Source organism: Sphingomonas sp. 10B4 (assembly GCF_035019905.1).
GTDB lineage: Bacteria > Pseudomonadota > Alphaproteobacteria > Sphingomonadales > Sphingomonadaceae > Sphingomonas > Sphingomonas glacialis.
This window is the reverse complement of sequence record NZ_JASJVC010000043.1, coordinates 1-18,069: the sequence shown is the minus strand read 5'-3', so window position 1 is coordinate 18,069 and position 18,069 is coordinate 1. Positions and strand designations below refer to the sequence as shown.

12 protein-coding genes are annotated in these 18,069 nt (G+C 66.6%); 7 read left to right on the top strand and 5 right to left on the bottom strand.

Annotated features, from left to right (window positions below; genetic code table 11):
* Positions 1-1,299: 1,299 nt before the first annotated feature.
* Entirely contained in the window at positions 1,300-6,159 is a 4,860-nt protein-coding gene (locus QN347_RS12995; protein ID WP_322160273.1) for a hypothetical protein, read from the top strand.
* Positions 6,160-7,030: 871 nt separating this feature from the next.
* Here the strand turns inward: QN347_RS12995 and QN347_RS12990 are convergent.
* Both QN347_RS12990 and QN347_RS12985 read right to left on the bottom strand, forming a co-directional pair.
* Positions 7,031-7,264 carry a hypothetical protein gene (locus QN347_RS12990; RefSeq protein WP_322160272.1) on the bottom strand — a complete coding sequence of 78 codons (234 nt, stop codon included), beginning with the start codon at positions 7,262-7,264 and terminating at the stop codon, positions 7,031-7,033.
* Positions 7,265-7,499: 235 nt separating this feature from the next.
* On the bottom strand, positions 7,500-8,858 hold the full coding sequence (locus tag QN347_RS12985) for a phospholipid carrier-dependent glycosyltransferase (protein ID WP_322164111.1): 1,359 nt from the start codon (positions 8,856-8,858) through the stop codon (positions 7,500-7,502).
* Positions 8,859-8,915: 57 nt separating this feature from the next.
* Here QN347_RS12985 and QN347_RS12980 point away from each other — a divergent pair, with 57 nt between their 5' ends.
* From QN347_RS12980 to QN347_RS12960, 5 genes are all read left to right on the top strand, one after another.
* On the top strand, positions 8,916-10,121 hold the full coding sequence (locus QN347_RS12980) for a trans-sulfuration enzyme family protein (RefSeq protein WP_133189769.1): 1,206 nt from the start codon (positions 8,916-8,918) through the stop codon (positions 10,119-10,121).
* Entirely contained in the window at positions 10,118-10,516 is a 399-nt protein-coding gene (apaG, locus tag QN347_RS12975; protein ID WP_133189767.1) for a Co2+/Mg2+ efflux protein ApaG, read from the top strand. Before QN347_RS12980 ends, apaG begins: the two co-directional genes overlap by 4 nt.
* 187 nt (positions 10,517-10,703) lie before the next feature.
* Positions 10,704-11,495 carry a LysR family transcriptional regulator gene (locus QN347_RS12970; RefSeq protein ID WP_322160270.1) on the top strand — a complete coding sequence of 264 codons (792 nt, stop codon included), beginning with the start codon at positions 10,704-10,706 and terminating at the stop codon, positions 11,493-11,495.
* On the top strand, positions 11,492-12,019 hold the full coding sequence (locus tag QN347_RS12965; protein WP_322160268.1) for a GNAT family protein: 528 nt from the start codon (positions 11,492-11,494) through the stop codon (positions 12,017-12,019). Before QN347_RS12970 ends, QN347_RS12965 begins: the two co-directional genes overlap by 4 nt.
* Positions 12,016-12,291: a hypothetical protein gene (locus tag QN347_RS12960; protein ID WP_322160266.1), complete on the top strand. Its 276-nt coding sequence runs from the start codon at positions 12,016-12,018 to the stop codon at positions 12,289-12,291. The genes QN347_RS12965 and QN347_RS12960 overlap by 4 nt, the downstream gene beginning before the upstream one ends.
* Positions 12,292-12,297: 6 nt before the next feature.
* Here the strand turns inward: QN347_RS12960 and QN347_RS12955 are convergent, their stop codons facing one another.
* The 3 genes from QN347_RS12955 to parE all read right to left on the bottom strand — a co-directional run bounded on the left by QN347_RS12955 (position 12,298) and on the right by parE (position 16,955).
* Positions 12,298-13,491: a hypothetical protein gene (locus tag QN347_RS12955; protein WP_322160264.1), complete on the bottom strand. Its 1,194-nt coding sequence runs from the start codon at positions 13,489-13,491 to the stop codon at positions 12,298-12,300.
* Between the two features lie 94 nt (positions 13,492-13,585).
* On the bottom strand, positions 13,586-14,905 hold the full coding sequence (locus QN347_RS12950; RefSeq protein ID WP_322160262.1) for a serine hydrolase: 1,320 nt from the start codon (positions 14,903-14,905) through the stop codon (positions 13,586-13,588).
* A 67-nt stretch (positions 14,906-14,972) separates the two neighbouring features.
* The gene (parE, locus tag QN347_RS12945; RefSeq protein ID WP_322160260.1) at positions 14,973-16,955 is read right to left on the bottom strand and encodes a DNA topoisomerase IV subunit B; all 1,983 of its coding nucleotides are present in this window, start codon (positions 16,953-16,955) and stop codon (positions 14,973-14,975) included.
* Between the two features lie 171 nt (positions 16,956-17,126).
* On the opposite strand from parE, the gene QN347_RS12940 reads away from it, so the two are divergent.
* Positions 17,127-17,996 carry an outer membrane protein gene (locus QN347_RS12940; RefSeq protein WP_322160259.1) on the top strand — a complete coding sequence of 290 codons (870 nt, stop codon included), beginning with the start codon at positions 17,127-17,129 and terminating at the stop codon, positions 17,994-17,996.
* The last annotated feature ends 73 nt before the right edge of the window (positions 17,997-18,069 follow it).

Genomic DNA, 18,069 nt, shown 5'->3' with positions numbered 1-18,069 from the left:
TGATCGATTCGTCGCAGGGGCGGATCACCGGATCGGTAACGCTGGGATCGTATGACGACACGCTGGTCGTCCGCTACGCTGGCACGCCCGCGCTGGTCACCGGCATCACCGGCACGATCAATCCCGGCGGCGGCACCAATACCGAGCAGCTCGCGGTAACGAGCGATACGACGATCAACACCCCGGTGACGTTGCTCGCTGGCTTTCAGCAATTCGGCATCTCGACCGCAACCGGGGCGACGACGACGCTTGGTGCCGGATTCGTCGCGCCGGGCACGGTGCAGGTGTATGGCGGCGGGACGCTCGTCAACCGAGCGACGGTCGTGGCGGCCGGTCCGGCATTCGTGTTGAACGGCGTCACCTCGCCTGGCGTTCAACGCTTCGTCAACGCAGGCACGATCCAGACCACGTCCGCTTCGGCCGCCGCGATCTCGGCGCAAAGCGGCGCGTTCACGACGATCTCCAATACCGGCGCGATCGTGTCCGCCGGTAGCGGCGTCTCGGCGTTCCAGGCGAGCGTCGCCACCAGCGGAACGATCGACTCGGTCGGCACAGGCGTGTCGCTCTCCGGGAACAGTCTGACCAATAGCGGGCAGATTCGGTCGAGCGGCGGCATTGGTGCGGTGCTGAGCGGCAATGTCGGGACGGGCTCGAGCAACAGCGGGACGATCCGTGGCGCCACGATCGGCGTCGAGACGAGCGCCTTCCTGACCAATACCGGCACGATCACTGCGACCAACCCCACCGGCACCGCTGTCGTGCTCGATTCCTATGGTGCGGTGTACAACCTCGCCGGCGGGGTCATCGGCAGCGGCGGGCGAGCTGTGACGGGGACGTCGTTCAACGAAGTGATCTCGAACGCCGGGACGATCAACGGCACGGTGACCTTGTCCTCCTCCTTCGCCAATGGCGGCAGTCAGCGCTACATTTCGTCGGGCGCGGGCGTGCTCAACGGTAACCTCGTGCTCGGCGCAGACGGCGTGTTGTTCACCGATCTCGCCAATAGCGGCCCGGGTCAGTTCGCCGGCATCACCGGGACGGTCACCGCGGCGAGCGGTGCGCAGCTGCGCTATCGCGCGTCGGGCACGCAAACCGCGACGATTGGCCCGGTCGGCCCGTTCGCCACGCCGACCTTCGAACTGACGAGCGGCGCCAAGCTGACGTTGAGCGCCGCCGCACCGGTGACGCAGCGCCTGCTGCTGGCTGGCACCGGGAGCGTCGATCTCACCGCCAACTTTGCGGCGACCACGGCACAGGGCGCGATCGCCACGACCCAAACGCTGTCGGACCGGCCGAGCTATGCCGGAACCGCCAGCGCGCTGGCGATCACCAGCCGCGGGACGATCGCTTTCACGCGCGATCCTGCGGCGACGCTCGACCGCAGCCGCGGTCAGCCTGGGGAATGGAGACACCTTTACCAACCTCGGCACGATCACCGTAACCGACCACACGCCCGCGCCCTCGTTCATCTCGGCGATCAGCGGCGGGGCGGTCGTCAATGCCGGTACGATCCTGCTCGACGGTGGGATCGGCGTTACCGGCACGTCGCTGGTCAACACCGGTAGCATCACCCAGATCGCCGGTGGCGTGAATTCATCGGGTGTCCGGCTCGGCGTCCCATCGGGCTCGATCGTCAACAGCGGACTGATCAAGGTCGGCGGCACCGCGGTCGCCGCTTACAGCAACACCACGATCACCAACACGGGCACGATCGCCAGCACGGGCGGGGTCGGGATCGGCGGGACTGACACGTCCGCCAGTGCCGCGATCGTCAATGCGGCAGGCGGCACGATCTCCGGCACGGGTGGTACCGCGATCCGGCTGTACAGCGGTACAGTGACGAATGCCGGGGCGATCTCAGGCACAGTCGATCTCGGCTATGGCTATCCCTATTATTCGGGCGCACCTCTGCGATCGTTTTCGAGCAGCGTCTATGTCGCGGCGGGCGGTACTATCGCGGGTGACCTGCTGTTCGGCGGTGGCGCGGATTTGCTGCTCCAGACATCCGATTCGCTTGGCGTGTCAGGCGTGATCGACGGGGGCGCCGGAACCGATATCTACGGCCGACAGCTTTCGAGCAGCGGGACGGTGGCGCTCGATCTTCCCACCGGTGTCATCAACTTCGAGGACCGGCTCGTCCAGGCGCTCGGTGCCGACACGGTGGTGACGACCACCGCGGCAGCGCCCTTCGCCGGCAATCTCTACGCGCTTGGCACCGGCAGCGTGGTCAATCAGGCGACGATCGCGGGCATGCTCACCACGACGACGCCCGCGTCGAGCGTCTATCCGTACATCCAGAAAACGCTGTTCCCGTCCACCCAGACCCTGTCCTCGCTGACCAACGCCGGCACGGTCGGCGGCGGGGTACAGGCGCAGGTCCGCACCTTCAGCAACAGCGGGACGGTCTCCTTCGCCGGCTCGACCTCCTACGGCGCGACCGTCAGCCTCTACGGAACCCCGTCGCTCGCCTTTGCCAATAGCGGAACGATCACCGCGACGCCGATGGCCTCCAGCTTTGCAGTCGCATTGACCGCTGGCGACACGATGCGTGTCGCCAACAGCGGACGCATCCTCGGCGGCGGTGTGTCGGTTGGCCTGCAGAGCACGGCAGGGGCACCGATCGCCTTCACCTTTGCCAACACGGGCACAATCGCGAGTAGCAACGGCAGCGGTGCGGTAGATGTCACTGCCGGCAATTATGGAACGGGAGCCGGCGGCACGCTCGCCTTCGACAATAGCGGGACGATCTCGGCACAGGGCGGGGCCGCAAACAAGGGATCGGCCTACGCTTTCGGCCTCTACGCCTATGAGGCGACGCAGCCGCTCAGCTATGCAATTGCCAACAGCGGGACGATTTCGGCCACCACCGCCCAGCCAACGACCGGGCAGTCGACGGCTCTGGTCGTCGCCGGCGCCGGCCTTTCGGGCACGATCACCAACACCGTGTCGGGCGTGATCAGCGCGAGCGGCGGACAAGCCGTGGGCGTGCTCGTCGCGGATTCGGCACTCAACCTCGTCAATGCCGGAACGATCAGCGCGAGCGGCACGACGTCGAGCCAGGCGATCCTCACGTTCGACGCATTCAAGAATAGCGTCCGCAACAGCGGGACGATCACCGGCGATGTGATCCTTGCCGACGGCGCGGATACGCTCGACAATGCCGGCACGATCACCGGCCGTGTCATGCTCGGCGCAGGCGACGACAGCGTCGTCCAGCGTGTCGGCGGGCGTGTGACCGGCCTCGTTGACGGCGGTGCCGGCACCGACCGCTATATGATCGACACGACAGGTGGCACCACGACGCTTGCCGCCGCGCAAATCGCCAATTTCGAGCGCGTTACGCAGGTCGGTAGCGGCACCGGTAGCTATTCAGGCAGCTTCACGGTCGACACGATCGCGTTCGCCGGCGGTACTCTCGCCGTTGCCTCCGGCCAGACGCTATCCACTGTGGGTGCGACGACGGTCACCGGAACCGCCGGATCGGGCGCACTGACACTCATCAATGCCGGTGCGATCGCCGGCGGCGTCACGCTTGCCGACGGCAACGACATGCTGATCAACACGGGTACGATCGCCGGTCCGGTCGCGCTCGGCGCCGGCGACGATACCTTCGTCGAGGGTGCCGGCAGCAGCGCGGGGGCCGTCGACGGCGGCACCGGTGCCAACCTCTACCGCGTGGTGCTGGCGGGCAACCGCAGCAGCATCGGCGCGCGGAGCAATTTCCAGGCGCTCGCCGTCGATGGTACGGGCACGTTGACGCTTGGGCTCGACCAGAATTTCGAGACAATCGCGCTCAACGGGACCAATCTTACGCTAGCCCTCAACGGGCGTTCCGTCGGGCAGATCGTAGCTACCGGCAGCGCCACTCAGCTGACGCTCGACGGCGATGTCGGCGCGGTGCAACTGGGTGCTGGTAACGACGTGCTGGCGATCAGCGCCGCCACTTTGAAGGGGCGTTACGACGGCGGCGAGGGTAGCGACACGCTACGCCTGACCGCAACGGGCGGGGTTACGCTTGCTGGCAGCGCTACTGGCTTTGAGGTGGTGACGCTCGCCGCCCCCCTCACCGTAACGGGCACGCTCGGTAGCACGGGCGCAGCGCTGGGCTTCACCGGAGAAGACACGTCGGTAACGGTCGCGCGCGGCGGCGTGCTGGCCGGCACGATCGACTTGGGCGCGGGAAACGACCGCTTCCGGCTCGCCGCTGGCGGCACGCTGGCCGGCAGCGTCTCGGGCGGTTCAGGAAGCAATGCCGCGGTGCTCGAATTGGCGGGCGACATGACGCTCGCCGCTGGCGTGCTGACCAACTTCCAGCGGCTAACCACCGAAGGCAGCGGCACCCTGACGCTGGCAGGCGGTGCCTTTGCTAATGACGCGCTGACTGCCACAGGGGGGCTGACCGTCGCCAACACCGCCAGTCTCACGAGCGCGGTGACTTTCGGTCAGGAAGACAATCGCTTCGTCATTGCCGGCGGCTTTGCTGGATCGGTCGACGGCGGCGCGGGATCGGACAGCATCGACGTCGCAAGCGGCACCGCCGCTGCCCCGGTCGCTTTTACCAATGTCAGCAATGTAGAATCCTACCGTATGAACGGAGGCTACGCGACGGTCTCGGGCACCGCGAACTTTGGCACCGTCGCGCTCACCGGCGGGCGGCTGGTCGGCCTCGCAGGCTCGGTGGTGAACGCGGCCAATGTCTCGGTCGGCGCGGGCGCGATCTTCGGGTCGGCGGGAACGCTTAACGGCAATCTCACGGTCGCCGGCACGCTCAGCCCCGGCGCATCGCCGGGCACGATGACGGTCAACGGCAATGTCGCGCTCGCGGGCGGTTCGCTTTCGTTGTTCGAACTCAGCGCGACCGTCTCGGACAAGCTGATCGTCAACGGCGCCGTCACCATCGCCAGCGGGGCAACCCTCCAGCTCGTGCCGGTCGGGACACTGCGCCCCGGCACGCTGTACGATCTGATTGTGGCAAGCGGCGGGATCGCCGGCAACTTCACGACTGTGCTGAAGCCTGACAGCGTATTCGGCTTCCTCGTCCAGCGGGCCGACCGGATCCAGCTGCTGGGCCAGTTCCTCGATGCCGGCGGCTTCACTCCACAAGTCAGCCGCAGCATCGCCTACGCCAATGCGACGCTGGTGACGCAGCCCGCGACCAGCGCGCTGTTCGGTGCGCTGCCGCTGCTGCTCAACGCCGATGGCAGCTCCAACGCGGCAGCGTTCGCGCAGATCACGCCCGAACCCTATGCTACGGCGACGCAGATCGGCGTGGACAATGCGCTGACGCTGACGCGCGTAGCGCGCGGGCCGGCGTTCGCGACGACCGGCGACACCGTCCACCCCTATACCTTTGCGGCGACGCTCGGACAGCGCCACCAGCTTGGCGATGCGGCGAGCGGGGCGGCGGCCGCGCGCTCCCAGGGCTATGGCTTCCTGGGCGGAATCGGCATCGGCAGCGCGAAGTGGAGCGTTGGCGCGTTCGGCGGGTACCTCGACGATACCCAGCGGATCGATGCACTTGGCAGCCGGACCAAGGCCGACGGCTTGGTCGCCGGGATCCATGGCCGGTTCGAGGCGCCCGGCGGTTTCGGGGTTACCGCGTCCGTGCTGTATGACGGCGGCACGGCGCGCACCACGCGCGTGCTGCCGGGCGGCATTGCGGCGACCGGACAGTATGACCTGCACAGCTGGGTCGGCGATGCGCAAGTGAGCTACGAGCTCGTGCTGCATTCGGGCTGGGCGCTGCGGCCACACGCCGGCGTCACGTATGTGCGCAGCACCCGCGCGGGCGTGGCGGAAAGTAGCACCAGCCCGTTTGCGTTGACGGTCGCGCGCGATCGGCACGTTGCCGGCTTTGCCGATACCGGCATCACCTTCGGACGCAGCTCCGCTTCCCCCGCGCCGTTTCGGCCGTGGGTATCGTTCGGGCTGCGCTACCAAACGCAGGGGACGCGCGTCGATGCGCTGGCCGGTTATTCGGGCGGTGCGCTCGCGCTCGACGCGCAGGGCGCGCCGCGCACCCAAGCAGTCGGCACGGCGGAAGGGGGCCTCGCTTATCGCCTGACAAGCGGGCTCGACCTTTTCGCATCCGCTGCCTCGCAGACCGGGAACGACGATCATCAGGAGAGTGTGACGGCTGGCGCGCGGATACGATTCTGAGCGCGTGATGGCGGCGGCATATTCGTTCGTCAGATGGCGATGAGAGCGCCGGCGGCTTCGACGACCTAGTCGTTGGTCGTAGGCGCATTTTCCGCCATCGCGAGCGAGATTCCGTACGAGGTTCGCAGCGCCCCGTCCGACAGCCTGATCGTCCGCATCGGCTGGCGCTTCCGCCTGACAAAGCCTGATCGCTGACCGTTTTGGCCAATCAAGCGCGGATCGTAAGATGAACGAGCGATCCTTTCAAGGAAGCGCTAGCGCCCGCTTCAACGTCGGGAATTGGTCGATTTGAGACCGACCGCTTCTCCCGCCTTATAGCTGTCGCCCGGCTTTCAGGCGCTGCTCTTGCCGGGTCGAAAGCCGAACGGCGATAGGTGGTGGTGAGCGGTCAGGCCGCTTTCGGGATTACGGCTTGGAAAGCTGCCATTCCGCGCGGTCAGCGTAATAGGCCTATAAATCCGGCGATCGATACGGCGAGCAAGGCGGCGTAGAAAGCCCCCGCGACCCAAAACCAGACGGGATTGTCTATCCGATTGGGTTGTGGAGCCCAAAAGTGGGGAATTGGCATCGTGCCTTTCCCCAATCCGAAGCAAAGTAGCCCGCCGAAAATTGCAATGCCGATGAGGGCCGACCAGTTCATCGGTCTACACTTATCGGCAGAAATCAATGTCCGCTATTGGCGAGCGACCAGGGACACGACGACGACCGGGTTTAGGCGGCTCCGGCCTGACCGCTTTTCCGCCCGATAGCTGCCGGTCGGCTTTCAGGCGGCTCGTATCGATGGACGGTGCGGGAATCGCTCAACGTGGTGGTGAAGGGACCGTCTGCTTTTGGAAGCGTGTAGAGCAAGCTGACGCGTCTTAATCGGCGTCTACCCGCTGCGGACGATCCTAAACGCGATGTAACCCGCCACCGCGAGCACCAGACAAATAACGATCATCGTGCCGGGGGTCAGATACATATTCGTTAAGATGAACCGCAGGATCCACCTTGTCGAAAGCGGCGGATTGGCTGGATCGATCATAACCGCGTGCGTGCGGATTGGGATCGTGCAGAAGATCAGCCCCGCCGTGACGATCCCGAGGATTGTGAGTTTCCACCACATACGACGGTCACCATGTCTGCTTTCGGGCAAGTCTCATAGATGCGAGAATGGCTACAACTGGTCGAAAGCGGACAAGGCGCTGTCCTACATCTGCCGTTCATGGTATGTACCAACTGCTCTTTGAAATCATCGAACCCGGATCGCTGCATTAGCGCAGAAACGGAAACGATCGCGATCGTAAACATCACGTCTTGGGGTCAATCGAGTCAACCGACTTGCGCGCTGCCGACGCCCGCTAGACCCAGCTCGGAAACCACGTCCACACCCGGAACGCATTCGGGCCCCACAGCGGCATCGCGGAGAGGATCGGGTAGAACACCGCGAACAGCGCGACGCATCCGCCGAGCACCGCCATGTCCCACTGCCGCCTGCGCCCGAAATGGTCGAGCGCGACGGAAAGCGCGATGCACAGGAAGATGCTCGGCAGATAGTAATAATAGAAGAAGCCGAGTGACTTGGGGATGATGATCCACACGACATAGCTACCGATCCACAGCCCCGCCGCCGCAAGCAAGCGCAGGTCGCGCGCGCGCGCGCCGCGATACAGGCATGCCGCGACCGCGACGAGTCCGCCCCATAGCACGACCAGATTGCCGATCAGCAACACGCCGCGCTGTGCGCCGTCGGTGCGTTCGTAGAGATACCAGATCGGGCGGAGCATCAGCGGCCAGCTCCACCAGCGCGACTGATAGGTGTGCGAGGGGAGCACTTGCGTTTGCTGGGCGTACATCGTCGCCTGGAACGGCAGCAGCGTGCGCCACGTCAGCGGATCGATCGTGTAGAAGAAGGCCGGCGCAAAGGTCGCGCCATAGACGCCGATGCTGACGGCGCCGAGCACGAGGATCGCGGGGATTGCCGCCATGCCGCGCCAGTGGCGGTGCGTGCCGCCCGTGGGACGGGCGTTGAGCGCAGCGAAGACCGAGCGCCCGCTGGGCCGTGCGTCGACCAGCCGCACGATGACGAAGCCGAGCGCGGCATAGGCGACGAACGGCGCCGCGATCCACTTCGCGGAGACCGCGAGGCCGAGCAAGGCGCTTCCCAGGATCCAGCGCCCCCATGCGCCGCGCGCAGTCTCGGCGCGCATCGCCCATAACAGGCTGGCGATGCCGAGCAGCGTGAACGCCGCCATGAAGCCGTCGAGCATCGCGATCCGCGCCTCGACGAAGACGGTGAAGTTGAACAGCGCGAACAGCGCGGCGAACACCGCCGGCCGCACGCGCCCGAGCATCAGCCAGACGATCGCGAACACGCCGAGCACGGTCGCGGTGCCCGCCAGCGTCGAGAAGAAGCGCCACCCCAGGCTGTTGTCGCCGAGCAACAGGATGCCGCCCGCGATGATCTCCTTGGCGAGCAGCGGATGCTCGATGTTGCGCGGCCCCGCCAGCGCGATCAGCGTGCGCGCGGCGGGGACGTAATGGACCTCGTCGAACATCAGCTTGGTCGGGATGGTGAGGCGATAGCTGAACAGCAGCTGCGCGAGCAGCGCGATCAGCGCGGCGGCGCGATACGGGCGGGGGCGCGCCGAGAGGGAGGGGGCTATGGAGGAAACGGCGCTCACCTGCGCATCTATTCCGCCGAACAGCGCGGCTTTCAAGCGCATAGGCCGGCACCCCATTGACGCGCGCCCCCCGCCACCGGCAAAGCAACGCCCATGAAACGTCGTACCGGCCAGGACCAGAGCATCACGCGCCAATGGCGCCCCGCCACCCAAGCCGTGCGCGGCGGCACCGCGCGCAGCGAGTTCGGGGAGACGTCCGAGGCGATCTTCCTGACCTCGGGCTATGCCTATGATTGTGCCGCCGACGCTGCCGCGCGCTTTGCCGGCGAGCAGGACGGCATGACCTATTCGCGGTTGCAGAACCCGACGGTCGAGATGCTCGAAGGCCGCATCGCCTTGCTCGAGGGGGCGGAGGCATGCCGCACGATGGCGACGGGAATGGCGGCGATGACCGCGGTGCTGCTGTGCCAGCTGCAGACCGGCGACCATGTCGTCGCCGGGCGCGCGGCGTTCGGGTCGTGCCGCTGGCTGGTCGATACGCTCCTGCCCAAGTTCGGGATCGAGACGACCGTCGTCGATGCGCGCGACCCGCAAGCGTTCGCGGATGCGGCGAAGGCGAACACCAAGGTGTTCTTCTTCGAAACGCCTGCCAATCCGACGATGGACATCGTCGATCTCAAAGCCGTGTGCGACATCGCGCGCGAACGCGGCATCACCTCGGTGGTCGACAATGCGTTCGCCACGCCCGCGCTGCAGCGGCCGATGGAATTCGGTGCCGACGTCACCGCCTATAGCGCGACCAAGATGATGGACGGGCAGGGGCGCGTGCTTGCAGGGGCCGTCTGCGGGACCGAGGATTTCATCACCAACACGCTGCTGCCCTTCACGCGCAACACCGGGCCGACGCTTAGCGCGTTCAATGCCTGGGTGGTGCTGAAAGGGCTCGAGACGCTCGACCTGCGCATTCGCCGGCAGAGCGAGAACAGCCTCAAGGTCGGTGCCTTCCTCGAGACGCGCGTGCCCCGCATGCTGCATCCGGGGCTGGCGAGCCATCCGCAGCATGCGCTCGCGATGGCGCAGATGGACGCGTGCGGGCCGATCTTCGCGTTCGAGGTGGCCGATCGTAAACAAGCGCATGCGCTGCTCGACGGCCTGCGCCTTGTCGACATCTCGAACAATATCGGCGATTCGCGCTCGCTGATGACGCATCCCGCGTCGACGACTCATTACGGCGTGTCCGAGGACAAGCGGCTCGAAATGGGCGTGACCGAGGGGCTGCTGCGCTTCAACGTCGGGCTCGAGGATCCGCAGGACGTGATCGAGGATCTCGACGGCGCCCTGACGGCGGCCGGCTTGTGAAGGCGCTGTTCCCGTACGTCGCCGAGACGCGCGGGGTCATCGTCCGCGTTGCGGTGAGCTTCCTGCCGGAGCAGTCCGAGCCTGCGCGCGGGCGGTGGTTCTGGGCGTATCATATCCGTATCGAGAATGCCGGCGCGATGGGCGTCCAGCTGCTGACGCGCCATTGGGCGATCACCGATGGGCGCGGCGCGCGGCACTCGGTCGAGGGTGAAGGCGTGATCGGCGAACAGCCGATGATCGCGCCGGGCGAGAGCTACGATTATGTCTCGGGCTGTCCGCTCTCGACGCCGACCGGGTCGATGCTCGGCAGCTATCGGATGATCGCCGAGGATGGCTCGGCGTTCGATGTCGATATTCCGAAATTCGCGCTGCTTGCGCCGGCGGTGGGGGCGTGAGCGCGCGCTCTCTTATCCCTCTCCCTCGTGCGGGAGGGGTTATGGGAGGGGCGTGCCTCAGGCACAGCGCTTCAGGTCTGGCACTTCCCTCCCCCAGCCCAGTTTCGGGTCGGCTGTGCCCCCGGCACAGCCTGAGCAGCGCGGGGCGCTGCTCACCCGAAACTCGCAAGCGGGAGGGGAGCAAGAAGTGAAGCGCACGCACCTCCCGCTCAACGGCTTGCGCGTGCTCGACGCCGCCGCGCGCCACCTGAGCTTCACGCGCGCCGCCGATGAGCTCGCCGTCACCCCCGCAGCCGTCGGGCAGCAGATCCGCGCACTCGAGGATACGCTCGGCGTCGTGCTGTTCCGTCGCACCACCAAGGGGCTCGAGCTGACACCGGAAGGCGAGGCCGGGCTCGCGCCGCTCCGCCACGGCTTCCTACAGTTCGAGGAGGCCGTCCGCGCGATGCAGGCGGGGCAGACGAGCAAGTCGCTGACGATCGCCGCGCCACGCGATCTGACCGAAAAGTGGCTGATGCCGCGGCTCGCCGAAATCGCGCGCGGCGATGGCGAACTGCGTTTCGTGCTGATCTCCGCCGACGACATGATCGACTTCACCGAAGCCAATCTCGATCTCGCGATTCGCTGGGGCGATGGCCCGGGCGGGCATGAGGGCGAGGCGATCGCCTCGGCCGGAATGGTGACGGTCGAGGCGGCCGGCGGTGGCGTCGATACGCGGATCGCCTGGCCGGGCTGCGTCGACGACGAAGCGACTTCGCTCGTGCGGGTCGGCGATGCGGGGCTCGCGCTCGATGCCGCGGCGCAGGGGCTGGGGCGCGCGACCGTGCCCGAACTGCTCGCCGCTGCCGATCTGGCGAGCGGGCGCGTCGTCGCCTTGGGCGAGGCGAAGGCGTACCGGCTCGGCTATTGGCTCGTCGCGCCGACGCCGCAGTGGCGGCAGAAGAAGGTCAAGACGCTCGTCGCCGCGCTGACGGCATGACGCCGATCCCGGTCCTCGAAACCGCCCGGCTGCGCTTGCGCGAGCGCACCGTCGCAGACGCCGACGCGCTGTTTCCGAGCTTCGCCGATCCCGCGCTGATGACCTATTGGTCGCACGGCCCGCACGTGTCGGTCGAGCAGACCCGCGCGAAGTTCGCTGAGTCGGACAATGGGTGGCGCGGTTGGGCGATCACGCTGCACGGCGACGATCGCGCGATCGGCTTCGTCGCGGCGGGCGAGAAGCGGCCGGGCGTGGTCGAGATCGGCTACATGCTGGCGCGCGACCAGTGGGGCAGCGGGATCGCACGCGAAGCGGTGCGCGCGGTGCTCGATCAGCTGTTCGGCGTCGAGCAGCAGCGCCGTGTGTTTGCCGATACCGACCCCGACAATACCGCCTCCAACGCGCTGCTCGAATCGCTCGGCTTCCAGCGCGAGGGACGGCTGCGCGCCGAGTGGGAAACGCATATCGGGGTCCGCGACACGATCCTGTGGGGACTCCTCGCCAGCGAATGGACGAATCGATGACGCAAGACCCGGCCGCCGCGCCGCCGCCCGATCTCAACGACCCCGTACAGCGCGCCGCCTACAAGGCTGAGCTGCGGATGGTCGCGCGGCCGATCCGCTGGATGGGCGTCGCGCTCGCGGTCGCGGGCGCGCTGCTCGCGGCGTTGCGCGCACGCTATTGGCCGCAAGTGCCGATGATCCTGCCGCTGTTCCTGCTCGGTGTGGCGGCGCTGCATCTGCTCGCGGGAATCGTCGTGCGCGCGAAATACCATCAGGCGCGGATGCAGCGGTAACGCGCGTCAGGATGAGGGAAGGGCGGCATCGCTCGTCAAGTCGAGGACTTCGATCTTGGGGACCGGCCGGCGCGTTCGAATCCGCGAGCCGGTCTCGAACTCCCACGTCGCGGTATAGGTGTAGCGCTCGACTCGCGACGTGCCTGGCCCGGTTGCGTTTGGCGCATACCGCCGGCCACGGATCGCAGTCATCACGGGTTGCGCCCATTTGCCCGAATAGTGCGGGCTCTGGCGGAGCACCTCGGCCTCGTCGACGGTGCCGTCGGGCGCGATGTTGAAGCCGATATCGACCCATTGATCCGCGAAGTCCTGCACCGCCCCCTTGATCGGCGCTTCGCCGTCCGGGAATTCGAGATAGGCCTGCATCGGACGATCGATCGTGGGGGCGTAGAGCAGCACCGGCTTGGTCGCGCCTTTCGCCAGCGTGCGATAGGTCGCGACCAGCCGATCGACCGCGCCGGGCTCTCCGGTTCTTACCGCGAGCTTCGCCTTGAGCACGGTCGCGGCGGCGCCGAATGGCGCGATCGCGGGGTCGGTCGCGGCACGAACGGCGTCGCACGCTTTCAGCGCCGCTGCGTAATAGCCGTCGTTGCGGACACGCGAGGCGGCGACATAGGCGTTGGCGATGCTGAGCAGCGCCATGCCTTCCGCCCGGCCGAGGTGCAGCTCGTGCGCGCGGCGCACGACGGTGCGGTACAGGCCGACCGCGTCCTCGAACCGTCCCGTCTTGAAGTACGCGTCTCCCAGCTCGAGCTTGGCGCCGAGCACGCGCCAGTCGTCGTCTGCGAAACCGGCCTTCAGCGTGCTGACCACGTCGAGCGCGCTCCCGAAATAGGCGCCATCCTCGCCGAGATGCGCCGCGACACGCGAGTGCGCGCGGTAGAGGTCGGAAACGGGCTCAGGATAGGTCTTGGCGAAGCGCCGGTTGCGATCGATCGATTTGAGCATCGTCGCGCGCGCATCACGGTATTGGCCGGCGACGAACTGCGCCTCCGCCACCGCCAGCGTGGCGTCGATGTCCTTGTCGGGCGGGCAATGCTGCTCGAGACACCGCGCGAGCGCGTTTCGCAGATCCTTGAGCGGTGTTCCCGTGACGACGATGTTGCGGCCGCTGGTCGATGGTGCCGGAAGCGGCTGCTGTGCGGACGCTGCGCCAGTGGTGAGCAATGCGACCAGGGCAAACGACGTCGTTCGAAACATGGCAACACTCCTGGCTGCTATAGCTCACGGGAAAGCTATGCTTCGAAAGGATATATGTCGATTCCAAAGTAATACGCAGTAATCGCCATCGAGATCACGGGTTTGCTGCAGCGAGATCGACCGCCCTGCTGACCAATGCCACGAAGCGTGCATCGTCGACCGCCGCCGCGGGATTGTTCCAGCTTGCTGCCAGCGCATACCAGGCGCCCGCCTTGGACTGCAGCAACAGCGTCATCTCGATCACGCCCGGCTCCGAGCCGCCCTTGTAGCCGACATAGCCCCAGCGCGCCGCTTGCGCCGGGCCGACCCCGGGGTTGACGCCGAGGATCGCGCGAGCCTCCGCGCCGGGGCCGGTTTCGGTGTTGCGGCGGATCCAGTCCATCGTGCGAACGAGGTCGGCGGGGCTGGCGAACCATTCGATGTCGAGCATTACCGGTACGCCGCGCTGGAACATCCGCGGGTCGATCGCGCCCAGCGGCGTTGCGGCGATGTCCTTGGCGAGCAGCGCACGGCGTCCCGCTTCGTTGAGCGCCAGCCATCGCTTGCCGAGTGCTCCGCCCGGAATCCCCTTGAGCTTGAAGACGTCGAGTGTGCCGAGCAGCGGGCGATTGCGCGCGGCATGGCGCCAGCCGATCACCGGTAACATCGCCTCGACCTTCGCGCGGCCGAGCGCGGCGAGCAGAATGTCGGTCGCGCTGTTGTCGCTTACCGAGATCATTTTCTGCGCGAGTTCGCGCAGCGTGACCTTGGTGCCCGCAGGCTGCTGCGTATAAAACCCGCCGGGGAGCGGGGCGCCGTCGAGCGTGACGAGATCATCCCACCGCCGTTCGCCCGCATTGGTTGCGCGGATCGCCTCTGACAGGATGGCGAGCTTGAACGCCGAGCCGATCGCAAAATCGGTGTCCGGCTTGGTCGCTTGCATCACGCTCGGCGCGCCGTCGCCGAGCCGTGCGAGCGCGAACCCGCCGACGCCCGGCAGCGTGCCGATCGTCGCGACGATCTGGTCGAGCGACGCCTCGCGCGAGGTCGTGCCGGTGACGAGCAGGCCGGTGATGCGATGCGCCGCGCTCGGCTCGACCGTCATCGTCATCGCCACGCTTCCACGCGCATAGCGGACGGTGAGACTGGCTTTCTGCGGAGTCGCAGCAGTCAGCGACTCGATCGCCAGCGGCGCACCGAAGGCGTCCGACAATTGCTTGGCGATCGTGCGGATCTTCGCGTCGGGGATTTGCGCCAGGAAAGTCGGGTCGAATTCCGCCGCGGTGTCGCCGCCGCCGCCGAGGATCCCAAGCAGCGCCTGCGCGCGCGGGCGGAGCGGGTCGCTCGCCACGGTCGCTGCCGCCTGCGGGGTCTGCGCAACGGCGGGCGCACCGAGGCCCAAGATCGCGACCAGCAAAACGACCTTGCGAATCATCGTGTGTCCCCCGTCACATAGCTTGGATCGCAGCGTATCGCAGCGGTGCGGGGTCGGGAAGCCTCGCTCAGGCGTCGATAGCCGCCTCGTCAAGCCGCGCGGCATTTTCCTGGATGAAGGCGAAACGGTGCGCGGGGTTGGTGCCCATCAGCCGGTCGACCAGATCCTTGACGCCCGCACGCTCCTCATATTCCTGCGGCAGCGTGATCCGCAGCATCGCGCGCGACTTGGGGTCCATCGTCGTCTCGCGCAGCTGCATCGGGTTCATCTCGCCGAGACCCTTGAAGCGCCCGATCTCGACCTTCTTGCCCTTGAACTCGGTCTTTTCGAGCAGCTCGCGATGCGCGTCGTCCATCGCGTAGAGGCTCTTGGTGCCCGAGGTGAGGCGATAGAGCGGCGGCTGCGCGAGATAGACGTGCCCCGCGCGGACGATTTCGGGCATTTCCTGGAAGAAGAAGGTCATCAGCAGCGTGGCGATATGCGCGCCGTCGACGTCTGCGTCGGTCATGATGACGACGCGTTCGTAGCGCAGGTTTTCCGCGACGCACGTCTTTCGCGTCCCGCAGCCGAGCGCCTGGATGAGATCGGCGATTTCCGAATTGCCTGCGATCTTGGCCATCGTCGCCGACGCCACGTTGAGGATCTTGCCGCGGATCGGCAGGATCGCCTGCGTCTTGCGGTCGCGCGCCTGCTTGGCCGAGCCACCGGCCGAATCTCCCTCGACGATGAAGATCTCGGTGCCCTCGGGTCCGGCCGAGGCGCAGTCGGTAAGCTTGCCGGGCAGGCGGAGCTTGCGCGCCGACGTCGCGGTCTTGCGCTTGACCTCGCGCTCGGCCTTGCGCGCGAGCCGCTCGTCCATCCGCTCGATGACATAGGTCAGCAGCGCCTTGCCGCGCTCCATATTGTTGCTGAGGAAATGGTCGAAATGGTCGCGCACCGCTTTTTCGACGAGCGGCGTCGCCTCGGGGCTCGAGAGCCGGTCCTTGGTCTGGCTCTGGAATTGCGGATCGCGGATGAAGACCGAGAGCATCAGCTCGCTGCCGGTCATGATGTCCTCAGCCGAGATTTCCTTGGCCTTCTTCTGCCCGACCAGCTCGCCGAACGCGCGGATGCCCTTGACGAGCGCGTTGCGCAGCCCCGCCTCGTGCGTGCCGCCATCGGGGGTCGGGATGGTGTTACAATACCAGCTGTACGAGCCGTCGCTCCACAGCGGCCACGCGACCGCGCATTCGACGCGACCCGCCGCGCCGGGGAAATCCTGGCGCGTGACGAAGAAGTCGCTCGTCGCGCACTCGCGCGCGCCGACTTGTTCGCGCAAGTGATCGGCAAGGCCACCGGGGAACTGGAACACCGCTTCGGCCGGCGTGTCATCGCCGATCAGCTCGGGCGCGCACTTCCAGCGAATCTCGACGCCCGCGAACAGATACGCCTTCGAGCGCGCGAGCTTGTGCAGTCGCGCGGGCTTGAAGCTCATCTCGGGGCCGAAGATCTGCTCGTCGGGGATGAAGCTGACCATCGTGCCGCGCCGGTTGGGTGCGGCACCGACATGCTCGATCGGCCCGAGCGTCTCGCCGCGCGAGAAACGCTGGCGATAGAGCTCGCGGTTGCGCGCGACCTCGACGATCGTGTCCGACGACAGCGCATTGACGACGCTGACGCCGACGCCGTGCAGACCGCCCGACGTCGCATAGGCCTTGCCGTCGAACTTGCCGCCCGAGTGCAGCGTGGACAGGATCACTTCGAGCGCCGACTTGCCGGGAAATTTCGGATGCGGGTCGACCGGGATGCCGCGGCCATTGTCGACGATTACCAGCCGGTTGCCCGGATGCAGTTCGATCTCGATCCGCGTGGCGTGGCCCGCGACGGCTTCGTCCATCGCATTGTCGAGCACTTCGGCGGCGAGATGGTGATAGGCGCGCTCGTCGGTGCCGCCGATATACATGCCCGGTCGGCGGCGGACGGGCTCCAACCCCTCGAGCACCTCGATCGAGGAGGCGTCGTAATCGGTCGGCTGGTGTTTGGGGGTGGCGGCGAACAGGTCTTCGGACATGTCCTTGCTATAGGACCGCGGTGGCACCGCTGCCAACCACTGCGTGATGGCGCGGTCGCAGCGGCCGGGTGTGATATTTTCGCATCAACATGACAGAATGTTCATGTCGATGCGGCCAAGCGCCGCGCTCGCACGTCTCTCCTGCGCTGAAGCAGCAACCCAGGAGTTTCCATGCGTACCAAGTCTCTTCTTTCCGCCGCCACCATGCTCGTTGCCGGCCTCGCTTTCGCCGCCCCCGCCCTGGCGCAGGAGGCCGATCCCAAGCCGTTCGACGGCCTGTATGTCGGCGGCACCGTCGGTTTCGACGCGCAGCCCAACGATGTCGGTTCGAGCATCCTGTTCGACCGCAACCGTGACGGCAATTTCAACGAGCTGGTAACGACCGCAGCTGGCGCGAATGCCTTCGCCCCGACCGCCGCGCAGCCCGGCGCCGGTTTCTGCAACGGTCGCGCGACCAGCACCGGCGCGCTGACCGGCTGCACCAACGACAAGGACAATATCAGCTATTCGGGCCGCGTCGGCTTCGACAAGCAGTATGGCCATTTCGTGATCGGCGTTGTCGGCGAGTTCGGCAAGAGCCAGGTGCGTGACAGCGTCTCGGGCTTCAGCACGACGCCTGCCAGCTATGTCATGACGCGCAAGGTCGACTTCGACGCCAATGCCCGCCTGCGCGCCGGCTATGCGTTCGACAAGACGCTGTTCTATGCAACCGGTGGCGGCGCCTATGCCAAGACCAAGTCGAGCTTTGCCACCAGCAACACCGCCAATGCCTTCGCCGACAATGGCAGCCGGCATGACGCATGGGGCTTCGTCGCGGGCGGCGGCATCGAGCAGAAGCTCGGTCGTCACTTCTCGATCGGTCTCGAGTATCTGTACAACCAGTATAAGGACGATGAGTATCGCGTTCGTGTGACGCAGGGTACAGCGCCGGCGACCAATCCGTTCGTGCTCGCACCGAACACCGGCGGTACCGACTTCAAGCGCAGCGACGACAAGTTCCGCTGGCACAGCGTGCGCGCGACCGCGAACTTCCGCTTCTAGTGGTCCGAATCTAACACTTGGTGCCCGCGTCTGACCGCGGCGATGATTTTATCGGGGTCGGCGGTCCAGACGA

What these genes read in the sequence shown, in the direction of transcription:
- QN347_RS12955 (WP_322160264.1), bottom strand. Translation starts at nt 13,491, where the DNA reads ATGTTTCGAACGACGTCGTTTGCCCTGGTCGCATTGCTCACCACTGGC.
- QN347_RS12965 (WP_322160268.1), top strand. Translation starts at nt 11,492, where the DNA reads ATGACGCCGATCCCGGTCCTCGAAACCGCCCGGCTGCGCTTGCGCGAG.
- QN347_RS12940 (WP_322160259.1), top strand. Translation starts at nt 17,127, where the DNA reads ATGCGTACCAAGTCTCTTCTTTCCGCCGCCACCATGCTCGTTGCCGGC.
- QN347_RS12990 (WP_322160272.1), bottom strand. Translation starts at nt 7,264, where the DNA reads ATGTGGTGGAAACTCACAATCCTCGGGATCGTCACGGCGGGGCTGATC.
- QN347_RS12960 (WP_322160266.1), top strand. Translation starts at nt 12,016, where the DNA reads ATGACGCAAGACCCGGCCGCCGCGCCGCCGCCCGATCTCAACGACCCC.
- QN347_RS12995 (WP_322160273.1), top strand. Translation starts at nt 1,300, where the DNA reads ATGCCGGAACCGCCAGCGCGCTGGCGATCACCAGCCGCGGGACGATCG.
- parE (WP_322160260.1), bottom strand. Translation starts at nt 16,955, where the DNA reads ATGTCCGAAGACCTGTTCGCCGCCACCCCCAAACACCAGCCGACCGAT.
- QN347_RS12950 (WP_322160262.1), bottom strand. Translation starts at nt 14,905, where the DNA reads ATGATTCGCAAGGTCGTTTTGCTGGTCGCGATCTTGGGCCTCGGTGCG.
- QN347_RS12980 (WP_133189769.1), top strand. Translation starts at nt 8,916, where the DNA reads ATGAAACGTCGTACCGGCCAGGACCAGAGCATCACGCGCCAATGGCGC.